The organism is Allobosea sp. LjRoot9, from assembly GCF_964252745.1.
GTDB lineage: Bacteria > Pseudomonadota > Alphaproteobacteria > Rhizobiales > Beijerinckiaceae > Allobosea.
Genome location: NZ_CAXUPC020000004.1, coordinates 346,151 through 361,988, shown reverse-complemented (window position 1 = coordinate 361,988; position 15,838 = coordinate 346,151). Strand labels below are relative to the sequence as shown.

Sequence of the window (15,838 nt, the reverse complement as noted above, 5' to 3'; positions counted from 1 at the left end):
ATGCTGCTGCAATACATCCTCAAGCGCATCCTGGTGATGATCCCGACGCTGCTCGTCACCAGTGCGCTGATCTTCACCGTCATCAACCTGCCCGAAGGCGATTATTTCGAGACGCTCGCCGCCGAGATGCAGGCGCAGGGGGAAAAGGCCGATCTCAGCCGCATCGAGTTCCTGAAGAAGGAATACGGCTTCGACAAGCCGCCGGTCGAACGCTATTTCTGGTGGGTTACTGGCCTTCTCCAGGGCGATATGGGCTACTCCTTCGAGTATCAGCGCCCGGTCCGCGAGATCGTCGGCGACCGCCTGATGCTGACGATGGTGGTCTCCTTCGTCACCATCATCGTCACCTGGCTGATCGCCTTCCCGATCGGGATCTATTCGGCGACGCATCAATATAGCTGGGGCGATTACGGGCTGACCTTCCTGGGGCTGATCGGCCTGGCGATCCCGCATTTCCTGCTGGCGCTGGTGTTCATGTACGCGGCGAATGTCTGGTTCGGGACCTCGATCGGCGGCCTCGTCGACCCGCAATACCTCAATCAGCCGATGAGCTGGGCCAAGCTCTGGTCGATCCTCGAACATCTCTGGATTCCGGTGATCATCATCGGGGCCGGCGGCACCGCCGGCATGATCCGCGCCGTCAGGGCCAACCTGCTCGATGAATTGCAGAAGCAGTATTTCGTCACCGCCCGCGCCAAGGGGCTGCCACCGGGCAAGGCGTTGCGCAAATACCCGCTGCGCATGTCGCTCAACTTCTTCGTCTCCGATATCGGCGACATCCTGCCCTCGATCGTCTCGGGCGCCGAGATTGTCGCGATCGTGCTCTCGCTCCAGACCACAGGACCGCTCCTGATCCGGGCCTTGCAGAGCCAGGACATGTATCTCGCCGGCTCCTTCCTGATGTTCCTGTCCTTCCTGACCGTGATCGGCGTGCTGATCTCCGACATCTCGCTCGCGATCCTCGATCCACGGATCAGGCTGCAAGGCACGGCGACCAAGTGAGAGCTCTTCCCGCAGACGGCGCGCCCCTGCCGCATACCGCCTCGACCGCCCCCTTCGAGCCCCATGCGGTCGAGAAGATGACGCCCGAGCAGGAGCGGGTCTATCTCGCTTCGCAATGGCAATTGATGTGGTGGAAGTTTCGCAAGCACAAGCTCGCGGTGATCTCCGGCGTCGTCATCCTGACGATCTACGCCATGGTCGCGATCTGCGAGTTCCTCGCGCCTTACGACTACACCACGCGCAACACCGACTTCATCCGCGCGCCGCGCCAGGAGGTGCACCTGTTCCATCAGGGCAGCCTCATCGGCCCGTTCGTCTACCCCTACAAGCAGCGCCTCAACATGGAGAACCTGAAGCGCGAATATGATGTCGACACCACCCGCCCCGAGAAGCTGCGCTTCTTCTGCCGGGGCGACGCCTATGATTTCTGGGGGGTGATCCCGGGCAACCTGCATCTGGTCTGCCCTCCCGAAGGCGGCACGCTCTTCCTGCTCGGCTCGGACCGGCTCGGCCGCGATATGCTCTCGCGCATTCTCTATGGCGGGCGCATTTCGCTCTCGATCGGCCTGCTCGGTGTCTTCGTCTCCTTCGTGCTCGGCGTCATCATCGGCGGCATCGCCGGCTATTACGGCGGCAAGGTCGATCTCATCGTCCAGCGCATCATCGAGATCGTGCAGTCGCTGCCACATATCCCGCTCTGGCTGGCGCTGGCCTCGATCATGCCGCCCTCCTGGAGCCCGCTGCTGGTCTATTTCGGCATCACCGTCATCCTCGGCCTGATGGATTGGACGGGTCTGGCCCGCGCCGTGCGCTCGAAGCTGCTTTCGCTGCGCGAGGAGGATTATGTCGTCGCGGCCCAGTTGATGGGCGCCAAGCCAGCCCGCATCATCGGCCTGCATCTCGTGCCCGGCTTCATGAGCCATCTCATCGCCTCGGCGACGATCACCATTCCCAGGACGATCCTGGGCGAGACGGCGCTGAGCTTCCTGGGTCTGGGCCTGCGCCCACCCATCACCAGCTGGGGTGTGATGCTGAACGAGGCGCAGAACATCAATGTGGTGGCGCTGTATCCCTGGTTGCTCTATCCGGTCGTCCCGGTGATCCTGATCATCCTGGCCTTCAACTTCCTCGGCGATGGCCTGCGCGACGCGGCCGATCCCTATCGCTGAGCGCAAGCCCGCAGAGCAGCACGCGGAGCACCACGCGGTGCGCATCGCCCTCCATACACCGCTCAACGCCTTCGAGGACGGCCGCATCTCCGGCGACAGGCGCATGGCGCGGCAGATCGCAACCGCCCTGGAACGGCTCGGCCATGTCGTCGAGCCCGTGCGCGATGCGCGCTCCTACATGAAGACGCCGGATCCCGGCCTGCTGGAACGCCACCGCACCGAGGCCGCGGCGAAGATCGAGACCTTGGCCGCCGGCTGGCGCGCGGGAGCAGCGCCCCCCGACCTCTGGTTCACCTATCACAGCTACTACAAGGCACCCGACCTGCTCGGGCCCGCCATCTCGGAGCATCTCTCGATCCCCTATGTCGTCGCGGAGGCGAGTGGCTCGGAGCGACGCGCCAAGGGGGAATGGGCGCGGCATGTCGCGCTGGCGCGCGCCAGCTTCGGGGCCGCCGATCTGCATCTCTGCTTCACCGAGCGCGACCGGATGGGCGTCGAGTTCTGGTGCGGAGCGCGCACGCAGTTCCTCGCCTTCCCGCCCTTCATCGCGCTCGACGCCAGTGCGCCACGGCCAAGGCCGCAACCCGGCCCGCCGCGCCTCGTCACCGTCGCGATGATGCGCGACGGCGTGAAACATGAGAGCTACCTCGCTTTGGCGCGCACATTGCTGCAGCTCGTCGACAAGCCCTGGACATTGACCGTGATCGGCGACGGGCCGTTGCGCGGCGAGGTCGAGCAGGCCTTCGCCGCTTTGCCGCCGGGCCGCATCACCTGGCTGGGCGCACTCGCCCATGACCAGGTCGCGGCCGAGCTCGCAAGCCATGACGTCTTCATCTGGCCCGGCCTCGGCGAGGCCTATGGGCTGGTCTATCTGGAGGCGCAAGCCGCCGGCCTCCCCGTCATCGCCTTCGCCAGCGGCGGCGTGCCCGACACCGTCAAGCCGGATGAAACCGCCTTCCTCGCACCCGAGAATGATGAGGCGGCGCTGGCCATGGCGCTCTCCCGACTGCTCACCGACCCGGCCCTGCGCGCCCGGATGGGCCGCGCCGCCGCCGCTTTCGTCAGGAGCGAGCGCACCTTGGAGACGGCCAGCGCCATCCTGGCGCAAGGCTTTGCGCGCATCGCCTCGGCCCGTGCGGGGGCGACCCCGTGAACAGCACGTCCCTGGACGAACTTCTCGCCGAGCTCGATTGCTGGAGCGAGACCGGCAGGCGCCTCCGGCTCTGGCTGCGCGACGACGACGCCGTCGCCCCAAGCCCCGCGCTCGACCGTCTCGCCGGCTTGAGCGAGCGCTTCGCCTTGCCCGTGCTCCTGGCCGTCATCCCGATGCTGGCCGAACCGGCGCTGGCCGCGGCGCTGCGCGCGGCTCCCTCGCTCTTGCCCTGCCAGCATGGCTGCAGGCACCAGAACCACGCCGCCGCGGGCATGAAGAAAGCCGAGTTCGGCGCTGGCCGCCCGCGCGCCGAGGCTGCGGCCGATATCGCAGCCGGGCGGCAGCGGCTCGGCGATCTGCTCGGAACCTCCGTGCTGCCCGTCTTCGTGCCGCCCTGGAACCGCATCGACCCCGACCTGGCCCGGGCCCTGCCGGAATTCGGCTTCGCCGGCCTGTCCTGCTTTCGCGGCTTCGGGCTCGGCGGCGACGGCCCCGCCCTGGTCAACAGCGACATCGACGTGATGGATTGGCATGGCGGGCGGATCGGCCGCTCCTTGCAGGCCCTGGCCCTGGAGATCCGCGACCAGCTCGCGGCGCGGCGCCAGCAACCGGAGGGCGCAGACACGCTCGGCCTGCTGCTGCACCACCGCGACCATGACGAGACCGCCTGGGCCGCCTTGCAAACCCTGCTTGCGACGCTCACGGCCCATCCCGTTATCGTGACCTCCGATCCGAGGCGGTTGTTTTCGGACCGGAGCGCTGCATAAATGCGGCACTCACGCTTGGGGCGTTCGTTGCCCTGAAGAGCGGACTTGGATCGAAGCCTACGCCGCGCTATGATCCCGTCTTGCATTCCCGGGTGCGTTCGTCCTCTCCACGGGGGTCGTCTGGCCTTTCTGCGGAGGACGACGCAGTCATGTCTTTCAACGTCGTCGACCTCCCCGGCGTCGAGCGCACGCCGCGCGACCCCCATGCGCCGCGCGTCCTGATCTACAGCCACGACACCTTCGGCCTCGGCCATATCCGGCGCTGCCGGGCAATCGCCAATTCGCTCGTGGCCAACTACCCTCATATATCAGTGATCATCATCTCGGGCTCGTCGGTGATCTCGAGCTTCCAGTTCGGTGACGGCGTCGACTATGTCCGCATCCCCGGCGTCGAGAAGCAGAGCGATGGCCGCTATGGGCCCCATCATCTCAATCTCGACCTCACCGATACGATCCGTCTGCGCACCGACATCATCAAGCAGGTCGTGCTCTCCTTCGATCCCGACGTGGTCATCGTCGACAAGGAGCCGGTCGGCCTGCGCGGCGAATTGATCCCGGCGCTCGAAGTCCTGCGCCGGCGCGGTGCGCGCATCGTGCTCGGCCTGCGCGACGTGCTCGACGAGCCGACGAAGCTCTATGAGGAATGGCGCCATACCGGAGCGATCGAGGCGCTGGAGCAGGTCTATGACGACATCTTCGTCTATGGGCTGGAGAGCATCTACCAGCCGCTTGCCGGCCTGCCGAACCAGCACCTCTTCGCCGACAAGATCCGCTATACCGGCTATCTCAAGCGCGCCGTGCCGAGCCCAATGCCACCTAACCGCTATCCGCGCATCACCAAGGGGCCGTTCATCCTGGTGACACCCGGCGGCGGCGGCGACGGGGCCGGCGTGATCGACTGGGTGATCTCCGCCTATGAGGCCGATCCGACCATCGCCTTGCCGGCGCTGATCGTGTTCGGCCCCTTCATGTCGCGCGAGCGCCGCAAGGAGTTCGCCGAGCGCATCGCCCGGATTCCGAAGCTGGAAAGCCTCGGTTTCGAGCCGCGCCTCGAATTGCTGATGAACCGCGCCCACTGCGTCGTCGCGATGGGCGGTTACAACACCTTCTGCGAGATCCTCTCCTTCGACAAACCGGCGCTGATCGTGCCGCGCGTCAAGCCGCGGCTCGAACAGGCGATCCGCGCCGAGCGCGCCGACCATCTGAAGCTGATCGATGTCCTGCATGATCCCGCGCAGAACGGCGAGGGCGCGCGCGACCCGCTGGTGATGGCTGCCGCACTGCATGCCTTGCCCAAACGCGTGCCGCCTTCCCAGGCCTTCGTCCCGAGCCTGCTCGACGGCCTGCCGGCCGTCGCCCGCGCACTCGCCGACGACCTCTCGATGCCGGTCCGCGGCAGAATCCTGGCGCAAAACGCCGCCGTGGTGAGCTGACAGGCCGATCCTGCTCTCACTTTTTTGATGAGAGCCCTCCCCCTTAAGGCGCTGCTTTCGAGCCCACTCCGATCGCGAAAGCGAGCTGAAGGCGCTCGGCAGGGTCCGCCTGCCAGCAGCCATGGCGGGCCGCCGACCCGTCCTGCAAAAACCGCGGTCACGACTCATCGCAAGTGCGTAGACAGGCCGGAGTAAACTTCGCAATATATCAGCTATCGGAGGAGGACGGCGCTCCGCGCGCGCTGTCCCAGAGCAGGATGCGAAAAAGTGGGAACCGGTTTTTCGCATTGATCCTGCTCTGAACTCTTTGGCGAGAGACGGATTCAGATTTCAGATGGGGTCACTCGGTGATCCCATCAGACATCAGCCGGCTCTAGGGAAGGATTTTGCGATGGCGCTGCACTTCAAGAATTTCGCCCTGCTCGAACCCGATCATGGCGAACTGCGCCGGGGCTACGAACTCCTGGTCGATGGCGAGACGATCCGCGACCTCTCGGACAAGCCGATCAAGGCCGCCAATGCCGATGTGATCGATTGCGGCGGCCGCACGCTGATGCCGGGCCTGATCGACAGCCATGTCCATGTCTTCCTCTCCGAAGTCTATATCCGCGCCATGGAGAGCATGCCGCTGACGCTGATGACGGCGCGCGCCGTCCGCCTGATGAAGGGCATGATCGACCGCGGCTTCACCACGGTGCGCGACACCGGCGGCGCCGATTGGGGCATCAAGGAAGCGGTCGACAAGGGCGATGTCGCGGCTCCGCGCCTGTTCATCGCCGGTGCGGCGATCGGCCCGACCGGTGGCCATAGCGACCCGCGCCGGCGCACCGATTTCGGCGCACGCTGCCACTGCTGCAACGCCATGGCTTACACCATGAACGTCTCGGACGGCGTCTCCTCGGTGAAGAAGTCGGTGCGCGAGCAGATGCGGCTCGGCGCCGACCACATCAAGATCATGATGTCGGGCGGCGTCGCCTCACCCTACGACCCGCTCGATTCCATGCAGTTCAGCGTCGATGAGGTGAAGACGGCGGTCGAGGAAGCCAAGGCCTTCGGCCGCTATGTCTGCGCCCATGCCTATACGCCCGAGGCGATCACGCGCGCAGCCCAATGCGGCGTCCGCGCCATCGAGCACGGTAATCTGATCGACGACGCCTCGGCCAAGCTGATGGCCGAGAATGGCATGTTCCTGACCGCGAACCTCGTCGCCTATTACGCGATGAAGGAACGAGCCGCCGAATTCGGCATGAACAGTGACATGCTCGCCAAGAACGATCTCGTCATCGATGGCGGCCTGCGCTCGCTCGAGATCTGCAAGCGCGCCGGCGTGCCTGTCGCCTATGGCAGCGACCTGCTCGGCCAGCTCCAGGTCGAGCAGTCCAGGGAGTTCCTGCTGCGCAGCGAGGTGCTCTCACCCATCGAGATCATTCGCTCGGCAACCACGATCGGCGCGCAGCTTCTGCGCATGGAGGGCAAGCTTGGCACGCTCCGTGCTGGAGCCTTCGCCGACATGATCCTCGTCGATGGCGACCCGCTGAAGAACCTCGGCCTCTTCCAGGAACAAGGCAAACACCTGGCGATGATCATGAAGGGCGGCGCGTTCCACAAGAACACGCTGCATTAGAGCGTTTTCGAGCGAAGTGGACACCGGTTCGCGTGAAGAAAACGCGTTAAAACAAGGAGCTAGAGCAGGATACGAAAAAGTGGGAACCGGTTTTTCGTATCCTGCTCTAGCTCTTGGATGAGAGACGGATTCAGATTTCAGATGGGATCAGTCTGTGATCCCATCTGAAATCATCCGGCTCTAAGGCCGGGAGGCGTGATGTCGCGCCCGCTACGAATAGGGACAAACGATGCGACGGATAGAGAAAGACAATCTTGACTGTTTGTAAGTGGAGCCGCAGCTTGCGGCCGGTTTGGATCGGGAGGCGGGACAACGTGGTGGTCGCAGGCCAAGCACGCATGCAAGAGAGACAGCTTGCGGCAGACTCCGCGCAGCAAGCTCCCGTAGCAGCTCGGCCTCGCCGCGGAGCGCCGGCTTGAGCGCCGCCGCCCGCCCGAGCTTCGGCCGCGTCGCGCTCAACGGAGCCGCCTGCCTCTCGCTCGGCTTCATCCTGCTGCCGCTGATCTTCGTCACCTGGCTCGCCTTCTTCCGGCAGGAAATCCCCTCCTTCCCGCCCGAGGGCTATTCGCTGAAATGGTTCTCCGCCGCAGCCAATAACAAGCCTTTCATCGATGGCTTCATCCTCAGCCTCCAGGTTGGCGTGCTGGCGACATTGATCGGGCTGGCGCTGGGCGTGCCCGCCAGCCTGGCGCTGGTGCGCCACCGCATCACGCTCGGCCCCGCCGTCAACACGCTCCTGCTGCTGCCGCTGGTGATGCCCGGCATCGTGCTCGGCACTGCGCTTTATGTCTTCCAGATCGAGACCGAGATCGCCACGGGCCTGCCGGTGCTGGGCTCGCTCGGCGGCCTGATCGCCGCCCATACGCTCGTGGTCATTCCCTGGGTCGTCCGGCTCGTCACGGCGAGCCTCGCCGGCTTCGATCGCACCATCGAGGAGGCCGCGCAGAATCTCGGCGCCGGCCCACTCACCACCTTCTGGCGGGTCACCTTGCCCAGCATCAGGCCCGGCATCGTCGCGGCCGGGCTGTTCGGCTTCGTCACCTCTTTCGGTAATCTTGAAATGAGCCTGTTTCTCGTTGGACCGGGGCGCACCACGCTGCCGATCGCGATCCTGCAATATTTGGAATGGAAGATCGATCCGACCGTGGCCGCGGCCTCGCTGATCCAGATCGTCCTGATCGCCGTGGCGATGGTCGTCACGGATCGTTACGTCAAGCTGAGCCGGGTGGTCTGAATCAATGGAGCCGCTATCGATCCAGCACCTCCACAAATCCTATGGCGACCTCAACGTCGTCGACGACGTCACCATCGACATCGCCAGCGGCGAATTCCTCGTCCTGCTCGGCCCCTCCGGCTGCGGCAAGACCACGACCTTGCGCATGATCGCCGGCTTCGTGCCGCCCAGCTCAGGCAAGATCACCATCGGCAAGCGCGAGGTCACGACGCTGCCGCCCTGGAAACGCAATTGCGGCCTGGTTTTCCAGAGCTACGCGCTGTTTCCGCATATGACGGTGGCGGAGAACGTCGCCTTCGGGCTGGAGATGCGCAAGGTCGCACAGGCCGAGCGCGGCACCCGCGTCACCGAGGCGCTGCGGCTCGTCCAGCTCACCGGCTTCGACGGGCGCTATCCGCGCCAGCTCTCCGGCGGTCAGCAGCAGCGCGTCGCCCTGGCGCGCGCACTCGCCATGGAGCCCGACGTGCTCCTGCTCGACGAACCGCTCTCCAATCTCGATGCCAAGCTCCGGCAGGAGGTCCGCGTCGAGATCCGCGACCTGCAGCGCAAGCTCGGCCTGACCACCATCATGGTCACGCATGACCAGGAGGAGGCGCTGACCATGGCCGACCGGCTGGTCGTCATGGAAAAGGGTCAGGTCCGCCAGATCGGCACCCAGCGCGAGCTCTACGAGAAGCCCGCGGATCGTTTCGTCGCAGGTTTCATTGGTCGCAGCGCCTTCCTCGACGGCGAAATTGCCGGCAATGGCCGCTTCCGCACCAAGGGCGGGCTCGACATCGCCTGCGCTGCCGCGACCGGCATGGGATCCGCCACGCTCGCCTTGCGGCCCGAGCGGATCGCCGTCGGCGGCGAGGCGCAGGGTTGCCCCAATCATTACGAGGCCAAGGTCGAGCACGCTTCCTATCTCGGCGCACTGCTCGACATCCATGTCAGCCTGTCGGAGCATGACCGCATGCTGCTGCAGATCCCGAACCGGGCCGGCCTGGCCGAGCCGAAGCCGGGCGAGACCATCACGATCGGCTGGGCGCAGGACGCCGGGCTGGTCTATCCGCGCGAAGCCTGACCAAACAGGCGAAAACAGGGGACTTCAACCATGACCAAGATCGATAGGCGGACCGTTATCAAAGGCCTGGCCGGCGCAGTCGCACTGGCCCCGGCCATGAGCCACCATGCCTTTGCGCAAGCCGGCGGCAAGGTCGTGATCGGCACCTGGGGCGGCGACTATGCCCGCCTCCTGACCAAGAACATCGACGAGCCGATCCTGAAGCCCAAGGGCATCGAGATCGTGCAGGACCAGGCAGGCGACGCCCCGCGCCGCGCCAAGATGACCGCTGAGAAGCGCCTGCCGCGCGGCACCGTCGATGTGCAGGGCCTCTCGGCCGCCAACATGTTCGAGATGAACGAGGCCGGCGTCGTGGAGCAGCTCGACTACTCCAAGATTCCCAACGCCAAGAACCTGCTGCCGACGATGAAATACCCCTATGGCATCGGGCACATCTATTCGGGCAACGTCGTCATCTACAATCCCAAGCTGATCACGCCCGCGCCGACCGGCTTCAAGGATTGGCTCGATCCGAAATGGGGCGACAAGATCGGCTTCATCGACATCCAGTACCAGTCGATCTTCATCGCGGCCTCGATGGCCGCGACCGGCGGCAAGGACATGAACAACCTCGACAAGGCCAAGGAGGTTCTCCTCGCCGTGAAGAAGGCGGGCGCACGCGTCTACCCGACCAACGAGGCCTTCGCCGCCGCGATGAAGAACGAAGAGATCGGCATCAGCGCGATCTGGAAGGCGCGCGTCGTGCAGTGGCAGAACGCCGGCATCCCCTGCGAGGCGGTCTCGCCCGTCGAGGGCATCCCGGCCTATGTCTCGGGCTTCGTCATCCAGAAGAACGCGCCCAACAAGGACAACGCCTACGCCTATTTGAACGCAATGCTGGAGAAGGCGCCCCAGGAGGCCTTCGCCGTCGACATGGGCTATAACGGCACCGTCACCGGCCTGAATGTCGCGCCCGATCTGCAGAAGCGCATCGGCTTCACCCCGGAGGAAGAGAAGCGCCTCAAGGATCTCGACTACGCCTTCCTCGCCAAGAACGATTCCGCCATGAAGGAGTGGTGGGATAAGGTCTTCAAGGCGTGAGCACTGCTGCTCCCGAAGCCGTCGCGGGCGCCCGCACCGGCCTTGCCGGCGCGCTCGTCGTGCCGGCGACCATCTTCGTTGCGATCGGGCTCCTGGGCCCGATCGCGATCCTGTTCCGCTATTCGCTGAACCAGTTCATCCCCGGCCAGTTCATGGTCGATGGGCTGACGATCGAGAACTACATCAAGTTCTTCACCGACAGCTATTACCTCAACGTGCTGCTGCGCACGGTGCGCGTCGCGGTGATCTGCACGGTCGCCTGCCTGATCATGGGCTTCCCGCTGGCCTATGTGCTGGCGCGCATGGAAAGCCGCTTCAAGAACCTGCTGATCATGCTCGTCGTGCTGCCGCTCTTCGTCGGCAATGCGGTGCGTGCGGCCGGCTGGATGACCGCCTTCGGCAGCAAGGGCGCACTCAACGCCTCGCTGATGGGGCTCGGTCTGATCAACCATCCACTCGAGATCATGTTCACCGAAAACGCCGTGCTGATCGGCATCGTCGCGGTCAATCTGCCCTTCATGGTGCTGACGCTGCAGAGCGTGATCGAGGGCATTCCCCGCAATGTCGAGGAAGCCGCCTTCAGTCTCGGCGCCGGCCCCGCCGCGATGTTTCGCCGTGTGCTCTGGCCGCTCGCCCTGCCCGGCATCCTGGCCGGCACGATCCTGACCTTCATCCTGGCGATGAACGCCTATGCCACGCCGGTGCTGCTCGGCGGGCCGAAATTCCAGATGATGGGCCCGCTGGTCTATGGCCAGTTCGCGCAGCAGAACAACTGGCCCTTCGGCGGCGCGATCTCCTTCATCCTGATGACCGCCACGATCGTGCTGACGGTCGCAGCCCATCTCATCGTGCAGCGGCGCTATCGCTGAGGCGGCCGGCCAAGCGATCAGCGGCGCAAGAGCCGGGTCTATGCGAAAAGCCGGTTTCCACTTTTTCGCATCCTGCTCTAAATGTCGCCCATGAACCTGTCCGCCTCTCTCGTTCCCGTCGCGGTCGGCGCTGTTGCGATCGTCCTGTTGCTCGGGCTGGCCAACATGCTGCGCGGCGGCAACCCCAGCACGTCGCAGAACCTGATGCGGCTCAGGGTGGTCCTGCAGTTCATTGCGATCCTCGTCATCCTCGGCATCATGTGGTGGCGCAGCGGCTGATACAGCCGTCGCGACCGAAGCTATCCCCGCTTCGTTTGCCTTTTTCTAAGCATTTGATTTTGCAGAGCTTCGCCTCGGCCGGCATCGCCCCAACACGGTAGTTGCCGCAATCCCGCCATATTCCCGACACGAGTCTCTGCGCTTCACTAACGTCGTTCCGCCGACAACAAGAAAAGTCCCCCATGGTTCGCGTTGCATTGCTGGTCCTCGCCGGAATGATGGCCGCCGCCCCCGCTTGGGCGCAGTCGCAGCCTCTCCCGGCCGGCGTTTCCAGCTACGCACCGGCAACCGAGACACCCCCGCTCTCATGGGAAGCGCGCATCGGCGCCGCCGCCGCCAATCCGGGCGGGCGCGAAAGCGGCCTGCTCAACTTCAGCGGCGAGGTGGTCACGCCGCGCGTCGCGACCTTGAACGACCGCTTCTCGGCAGCCTTCGTACCGCGCTTCCATCTCGGTTCGAGCGTCAATTTCAATGGCACGCGCTACGCCTATGCCGGCGCGACCTGGACCGTCGACCTGACCAAGGCGGTCTTCGTCGAGGCCAGCCTGGGCGCCGCCCTCAATGACGGCAAGACCGGCGCTGTCGTTCCCGAGAACCGCCTCAATGTCGGCTGCAACAGCGGCTCGCGCGAAGCCGCCGCGCTCGGCTTCAGGCTCAACGACCGCTGGAGCCTTGTCGCGACGCTGGAGCACTTCAGCACCGCTGGCTGCTCCGACCGCGACAAGCCGCGCGGCCCGGCCAATTTCGGTGCCAAGCTCGGCTATACCTTCTGAGAACAGGCCTGCGGCGCGCAAGCTCTTTCGCTCGGTCGGCGCCGCGCTATAACGCGTCGATGGTCAAGCTCAACCGCATCTACACCCGCACCGGCGACGACGGCACGACGGGGCTCACCACCGGGCCGCGCCGGCTGAAATTCGACCTGCGGGTCGCAGCCTATGGCACGGTGGACGAGACCAATGCCTGCATCGGCATGGCCCGGCTGCATGCGGCAACCGAGAACGCCGATGTCGACGCCATGCTCGGCCGCATCAGCAACGACCTGTTCGATCTCGGAGCCGACCTCTCGACGCCCGACACCGGCGCGAAACTGGCCTTCGAGCCGCTGCGCATCGCGCAGGTGCAGGTCGACCGGGTCGAGGCCGAGATCGACCAGCTCAACGCCACCCTGGAGCCGCTGCGCTCCTTCGTCCTGCCTGGCGGCACACCAGCCGCCACTCATCTCCACCTCGCGCGCACGGTGAGCCGCCGCGCCGAGCGATTGATGGTCGAACTCGCCCAGACCGAGGGCGAAGCCGTCTCTGGCTCCGCCCTGAAATACATCAACCGCCTCTCCGATTTCCTCTTCGTCGCCTCCCGCTTCCTCAATGCCAAGGCGCAGGGCGACGTGCTCTGGGTGCCGGGCCAGAATCGCTAGAGGCACGATGCGAAAAAGTGGAAGCCGGTTCTTCACAAGAATCCCGCTGCAGCATTTGACAGGACGCATCGATGTTCGTGCCGTTGCATGATGGCGTCCCGCTGCGCTTCATGCGCGCGCCCTACGTTACTTATGGCCTGGTCGGGACCTGCATGGGCTTCTTCCTGCTGATGTGGCTACGCGAAAGCGAGTCCGGCCAGATCGCGGTCGCAGCCGGCTTCGGGCTGATCCCATCCGTGTTGTTCGGTACGGCGCAACTGCCCGCGGATCTGCTGCAGGCACCGGTCTGGCTGACTTTGTTCAGCAACATCCTGCTGCATGCGAGCTTCGCCCATCTCGGCGGCAATATGCTGTTCCTCTGGGTCTTCGGCGACAATGTCGAGGATGCAATGGGGCATCTGCGCTTCCTGCTGTTCTTCTTCATCTGCGGGCTCGCCGGCTCGCTGACTCACGCCCTGATGAACCCCGCCTCGGACCAGCCGCTGATTGGCGCATCCGGTGCGATCTCGGGCGTGATCGCCTCCTATCTGATGCTCTATCCGCGCGTCCGGATCTGGGGCCTGGCTTTCAACTGGATCCCGCTGCACATCACGGCGCTCTATGCGCTCAGCGGCTGGATCCTGTTTCAGATCGTCTCGGCAGTTCTCGATCCGCAAGGCCATATCGGCTGGTGGGCCCATCTCGGCGGGCTTGGCGCTGGCGCGGCACTGACGCCGATCTTCATCCATCGCGGCGTGACGCTGTTCGGCCGCCCGGTACGCAAGTGAAGACGGCTCTCGCGCGCCCTGCCTGCGGCGTTGACAAGCGCAAACGGGCGTCGTTACGGTCCCTCCGCATTCCAGCCGAGAGCCGCGATGCCGCCTTCCCGCCGATTGACGCGGCGCGGCCCCGCAACTGACCTCTCCCGAACGGTGATTTGACGATGAAGATCCTTGTGCCCGTGAAGCGGGTGGTTGACTACAACGTGAAGATCCGCGTGAAGGCGGACGGCTCGGGCGTCGAGCTTGCCAATGTGAAAATGTCGATGAATCCCTTCGACGAAATCGCGGTCGAAGAGGCGCTGCGGCTGCGCGAAGCCGGCAAGGCGACCGAGGTCGTCGTGGTCTCGATCGGTCCGGCGCAAGCCGCCGAGACGATCCGCACGGGCTTAGCCATGGGTGCCGATCGCGGCATCCTGGTGAAGGTCGACGGCGTGGTCGAGCCGCTGGCGGTGGCCAAGCTCCTGAAGAAGCTGGTCGAGCAGGAGAGCCCGCAGCTCGTCATCCTCGGCAAGCAGGCGATCGACGATGATTGCAACCAGACCGGCCAGATGCTGGCGGCCCTGCTGGGCTGGCCGCAGGGCACCTTCGCCTCGAAGGTCGCGCTGTCGGACAGCTCGGTCGATGTCACCCGCGAGGTCGATGGCGGCCTGCAGACGGTTTCGCTCAAGCTGCCGGCGATCGTCACCACCGACCTTCGTCTGAACGAGCCGCGCTACGCCTCGCTGCCCAACATCATGAAGGCCAAGAAGAAGCCGCTCGACGAGACCTCGGCCGAGGCGCTGGGCGTTGATGTGAGCCCCCGTCTCAAGGTGCTGAACACGCGTGAACCGGCGGGCCGCTCGGCCGGCGTCAAGGTCGGCTCCGTCGCCGAACTGGTTTCCAAGCTCAAGAACGAAGCGGGAGTGCTGTGATGGCCACGCTGCTGATTGCAGAACACGACAACGCCACCATCAAGGACGCCACCGCCAAGGCGCTGACCGCGGCCAAGGCGCTGGGCGCCCCCGTCCATATCCTGGTCGCCGGTGAAGGCGCCAAGGGCGCGGCCGATGCGGCAGCCAAGCTCGACGGCGTCGAGAAGGTGCTCCTGGCCGATGCCGCGATCTACGGCCACGGCCTTGCCGAGCCGCTCGCCGCTCTCGTCGCCAAGCTCGCCGAGGGCTATGACGCCGTCGTCGCGCCTTCGACAACCGGTGGTAAGAACGTGCTGCCCCGCGTCGCCGCCTTGCTCGACGTGATGCAGATCTCGGATGTGATGAAGATCGTCTCGCCCGACACGTTCGAGCGCCCGGTCTATGCCGGCAACGCCATCCAGACGGTGCAGTCGGCCGAGGCCAAGAAGCTGATGACGATCCGCACCGCCTCCTTCCAGGCGACGGGCGAAGGCGGCTCGGCCAGCGTCGAGACCATCTCCGCCGTGGGCGATCCCGGCGTTTCCAGCTTCAAGGGCGAGGAGGTCGCCAAATCCGACCGTCCCGAGCTCGCCTCGGCCAAGATCATCGTCTCCGGCGGGCGCGCGCTCGCCTCGGCGGAGAACTTCACCAAGGTGATCGAGCCCGTCGCCGACAGGCTGGGCGCGGCCATGGGCGCCTCGCGCGCCGCGGTCGATGCCGGCTACGCCCCCAATGACTGGCAGGTCGGCCAGACCGGCAAGGTCGTGGCTCCCGACCTCTATGTCGCGGTCGGCATCTCCGGCGCGATCCAGCATCTCGCCGGCATGAAGGACTCGAAGGTCATCGTCGCCATCAACAAGGACGAGGAAGCGCCGATCTTCCAGATCGCCGATTACGGCCTCGTTGGCGATCTCTTCACGATCATGCCAGAGCTTGAAGCCGAGCTCGCCAAGATCGGCAAATAGCAAGCGCGCCAAGTCGATTGACCGAGTAGATTGACAAGGAAGCCGGCGACCAGGCTGGCGCCGGCCAACACATGACAACCGGGCTGCCGCGCAAGGCGGCCCGCACCGGCTTCCGAAGTGGAAGCGGTGCCACCA

16 protein-coding genes are annotated in these 15,838 nt (G+C 65.2%); all 16 read left to right on the top strand.

Annotated features, from left to right (window positions below; translation table 11 throughout):
* Positions 1-3: 3 nt before the first annotated feature.
* The 16 genes from ACSQ3P_RS19025 to ACSQ3P_RS18950 all read left to right on the top strand — a co-directional run bounded on the left by ACSQ3P_RS19025 (position 4) and on the right by ACSQ3P_RS18950 (position 15,703).
* The gene (locus tag ACSQ3P_RS19025; protein WP_069693309.1) at positions 4-1,002 is read left to right on the top strand and encodes an ABC transporter permease; all 999 of its coding nucleotides are present in this window, start codon (positions 4-6) and stop codon (positions 1,000-1,002) included.
* The gene (locus ACSQ3P_RS19020; protein ID WP_436167061.1) at positions 999-2,171 is read left to right on the top strand and encodes an ABC transporter permease; all 1,173 of its coding nucleotides are present in this window, start codon (positions 999-1,001) and stop codon (positions 2,169-2,171) included. The genes ACSQ3P_RS19025 and ACSQ3P_RS19020 overlap by 4 nt, the downstream gene beginning before the upstream one ends.
* Before the next feature lie 37 nt (positions 2,172-2,208).
* Positions 2,209-3,324: a glycosyltransferase family 4 protein gene (locus ACSQ3P_RS19015; protein ID WP_436167060.1), complete on the top strand. Its 1,116-nt coding sequence runs from the start codon at positions 2,209-2,211 to the stop codon at positions 3,322-3,324.
* Entirely contained in the window at positions 3,321-4,091 is a 771-nt protein-coding gene (locus ACSQ3P_RS19010) for a polysaccharide deacetylase family protein (RefSeq protein ID WP_436167059.1), read from the top strand. The genes ACSQ3P_RS19015 and ACSQ3P_RS19010 overlap by 4 nt, the downstream gene beginning before the upstream one ends.
* Positions 4,092-4,240: 149 nt before the next feature.
* Entirely contained in the window at positions 4,241-5,524 is a 1,284-nt protein-coding gene (locus ACSQ3P_RS19005) for a glycosyltransferase family protein (protein WP_436167058.1), read from the top strand.
* Positions 5,525-5,915: 391 nt separating this feature from the next.
* Positions 5,916-7,148, top strand: coding sequence for a metal-dependent hydrolase family protein (locus tag ACSQ3P_RS19000; RefSeq protein WP_310159604.1), 1,233 nt, complete (start codon positions 5,916-5,918; stop codon positions 7,146-7,148).
* A 415-nt stretch (positions 7,149-7,563) separates the two neighbouring features.
* Positions 7,564-8,382, top strand: coding sequence for an ABC transporter permease (locus ACSQ3P_RS18995; protein WP_436167057.1), 819 nt, complete (start codon positions 7,564-7,566; stop codon positions 8,380-8,382).
* A 4-nt stretch (positions 8,383-8,386) separates the two neighbouring features.
* On the top strand, positions 8,387-9,445 hold the full coding sequence (locus ACSQ3P_RS18990) for an ABC transporter ATP-binding protein (RefSeq protein WP_436167056.1): 1,059 nt from the start codon (positions 8,387-8,389) through the stop codon (positions 9,443-9,445).
* Positions 9,446-9,475: 30 nt separating this feature from the next.
* The gene (locus ACSQ3P_RS18985; protein WP_436167055.1) at positions 9,476-10,525 is read left to right on the top strand and encodes an ABC transporter substrate-binding protein; all 1,050 of its coding nucleotides are present in this window, start codon (positions 9,476-9,478) and stop codon (positions 10,523-10,525) included.
* Entirely contained in the window at positions 10,522-11,394 is an 873-nt protein-coding gene (locus tag ACSQ3P_RS18980) for an ABC transporter permease (protein WP_310159598.1), read from the top strand. The genes ACSQ3P_RS18985 and ACSQ3P_RS18980 overlap by 4 nt, the downstream gene beginning before the upstream one ends.
* A 90-nt stretch (positions 11,395-11,484) precedes the next feature.
* Positions 11,485-11,673, top strand: a complete 189-nt coding sequence (locus tag ACSQ3P_RS18975; RefSeq protein ID WP_436167054.1) for a twin transmembrane helix small protein — start codon at positions 11,485-11,487, stop codon at positions 11,671-11,673.
* A gap of 182 nt (positions 11,674-11,855) precedes the next feature.
* On the top strand, positions 11,856-12,446 hold the full coding sequence (locus ACSQ3P_RS18970) for an acyloxyacyl hydrolase (RefSeq protein WP_436167053.1): 591 nt from the start codon (positions 11,856-11,858) through the stop codon (positions 12,444-12,446).
* A gap of 59 nt (positions 12,447-12,505) precedes the next feature.
* Complete coding sequence (locus ACSQ3P_RS18965) at positions 12,506-13,087, top strand: cob(I)yrinic acid a,c-diamide adenosyltransferase (protein ID WP_436167052.1); 582 nt, start codon at positions 12,506-12,508, stop codon at positions 13,085-13,087.
* Between the two features lie 71 nt (positions 13,088-13,158).
* Entirely contained in the window at positions 13,159-13,854 is a 696-nt protein-coding gene (locus ACSQ3P_RS18960) for a rhomboid family intramembrane serine protease (protein ID WP_436167051.1), read from the top strand.
* Positions 13,855-14,009: 155 nt separating this feature from the next.
* A complete protein-coding gene (locus ACSQ3P_RS18955; RefSeq protein ID WP_436167050.1) occupies positions 14,010-14,759 on the top strand; it encodes an electron transfer flavoprotein subunit beta/FixA family protein in 750 nt (249 codons plus the stop codon).
* Positions 14,759-15,703: an electron transfer flavoprotein subunit alpha/FixB family protein gene (locus tag ACSQ3P_RS18950; protein WP_436167049.1), complete on the top strand. Its 945-nt coding sequence runs from the start codon at positions 14,759-14,761 to the stop codon at positions 15,701-15,703. The genes ACSQ3P_RS18955 and ACSQ3P_RS18950 overlap by 1 nt, the downstream gene beginning before the upstream one ends.
* The last annotated feature ends 135 nt before the right edge of the window (positions 15,704-15,838 follow it).

Excerpts from the sequence above, each read along its gene's own strand:
- ACSQ3P_RS19005 (WP_436167058.1), top strand. The coding sequence starts at position 4,241 with ATGTCTTTCAACGTCGTCGACCTCCCCGGCGTCGAGCGCACGCCGCGC.
- ACSQ3P_RS19000 (WP_310159604.1), top strand. The coding sequence starts at position 5,916 with ATGGCGCTGCACTTCAAGAATTTCGCCCTGCTCGAACCCGATCATGGC.
- ACSQ3P_RS18990 (WP_436167056.1), top strand. The coding sequence starts at position 8,387 with ATGGAGCCGCTATCGATCCAGCACCTCCACAAATCCTATGGCGACCTC.
- ACSQ3P_RS18985 (WP_436167055.1), top strand. The coding sequence starts at position 9,476 with ATGACCAAGATCGATAGGCGGACCGTTATCAAAGGCCTGGCCGGCGCA.
- ACSQ3P_RS18975 (WP_436167054.1), top strand. The coding sequence starts at position 11,485 with ATGAACCTGTCCGCCTCTCTCGTTCCCGTCGCGGTCGGCGCTGTTGCG.
- ACSQ3P_RS18970 (WP_436167053.1), top strand. The coding sequence starts at position 11,856 with ATGGTTCGCGTTGCATTGCTGGTCCTCGCCGGAATGATGGCCGCCGCC.
- ACSQ3P_RS18965 (WP_436167052.1), top strand. The coding sequence starts at position 12,506 with ATGGTCAAGCTCAACCGCATCTACACCCGCACCGGCGACGACGGCACG.
- ACSQ3P_RS18960 (WP_436167051.1), top strand. The coding sequence starts at position 13,159 with ATGTTCGTGCCGTTGCATGATGGCGTCCCGCTGCGCTTCATGCGCGCG.
- ACSQ3P_RS18955 (WP_436167050.1), top strand. The coding sequence starts at position 14,010 with ATGAAGATCCTTGTGCCCGTGAAGCGGGTGGTTGACTACAACGTGAAG.
- ACSQ3P_RS18950 (WP_436167049.1), top strand. The coding sequence starts at position 14,759 with ATGGCCACGCTGCTGATTGCAGAACACGACAACGCCACCATCAAGGAC.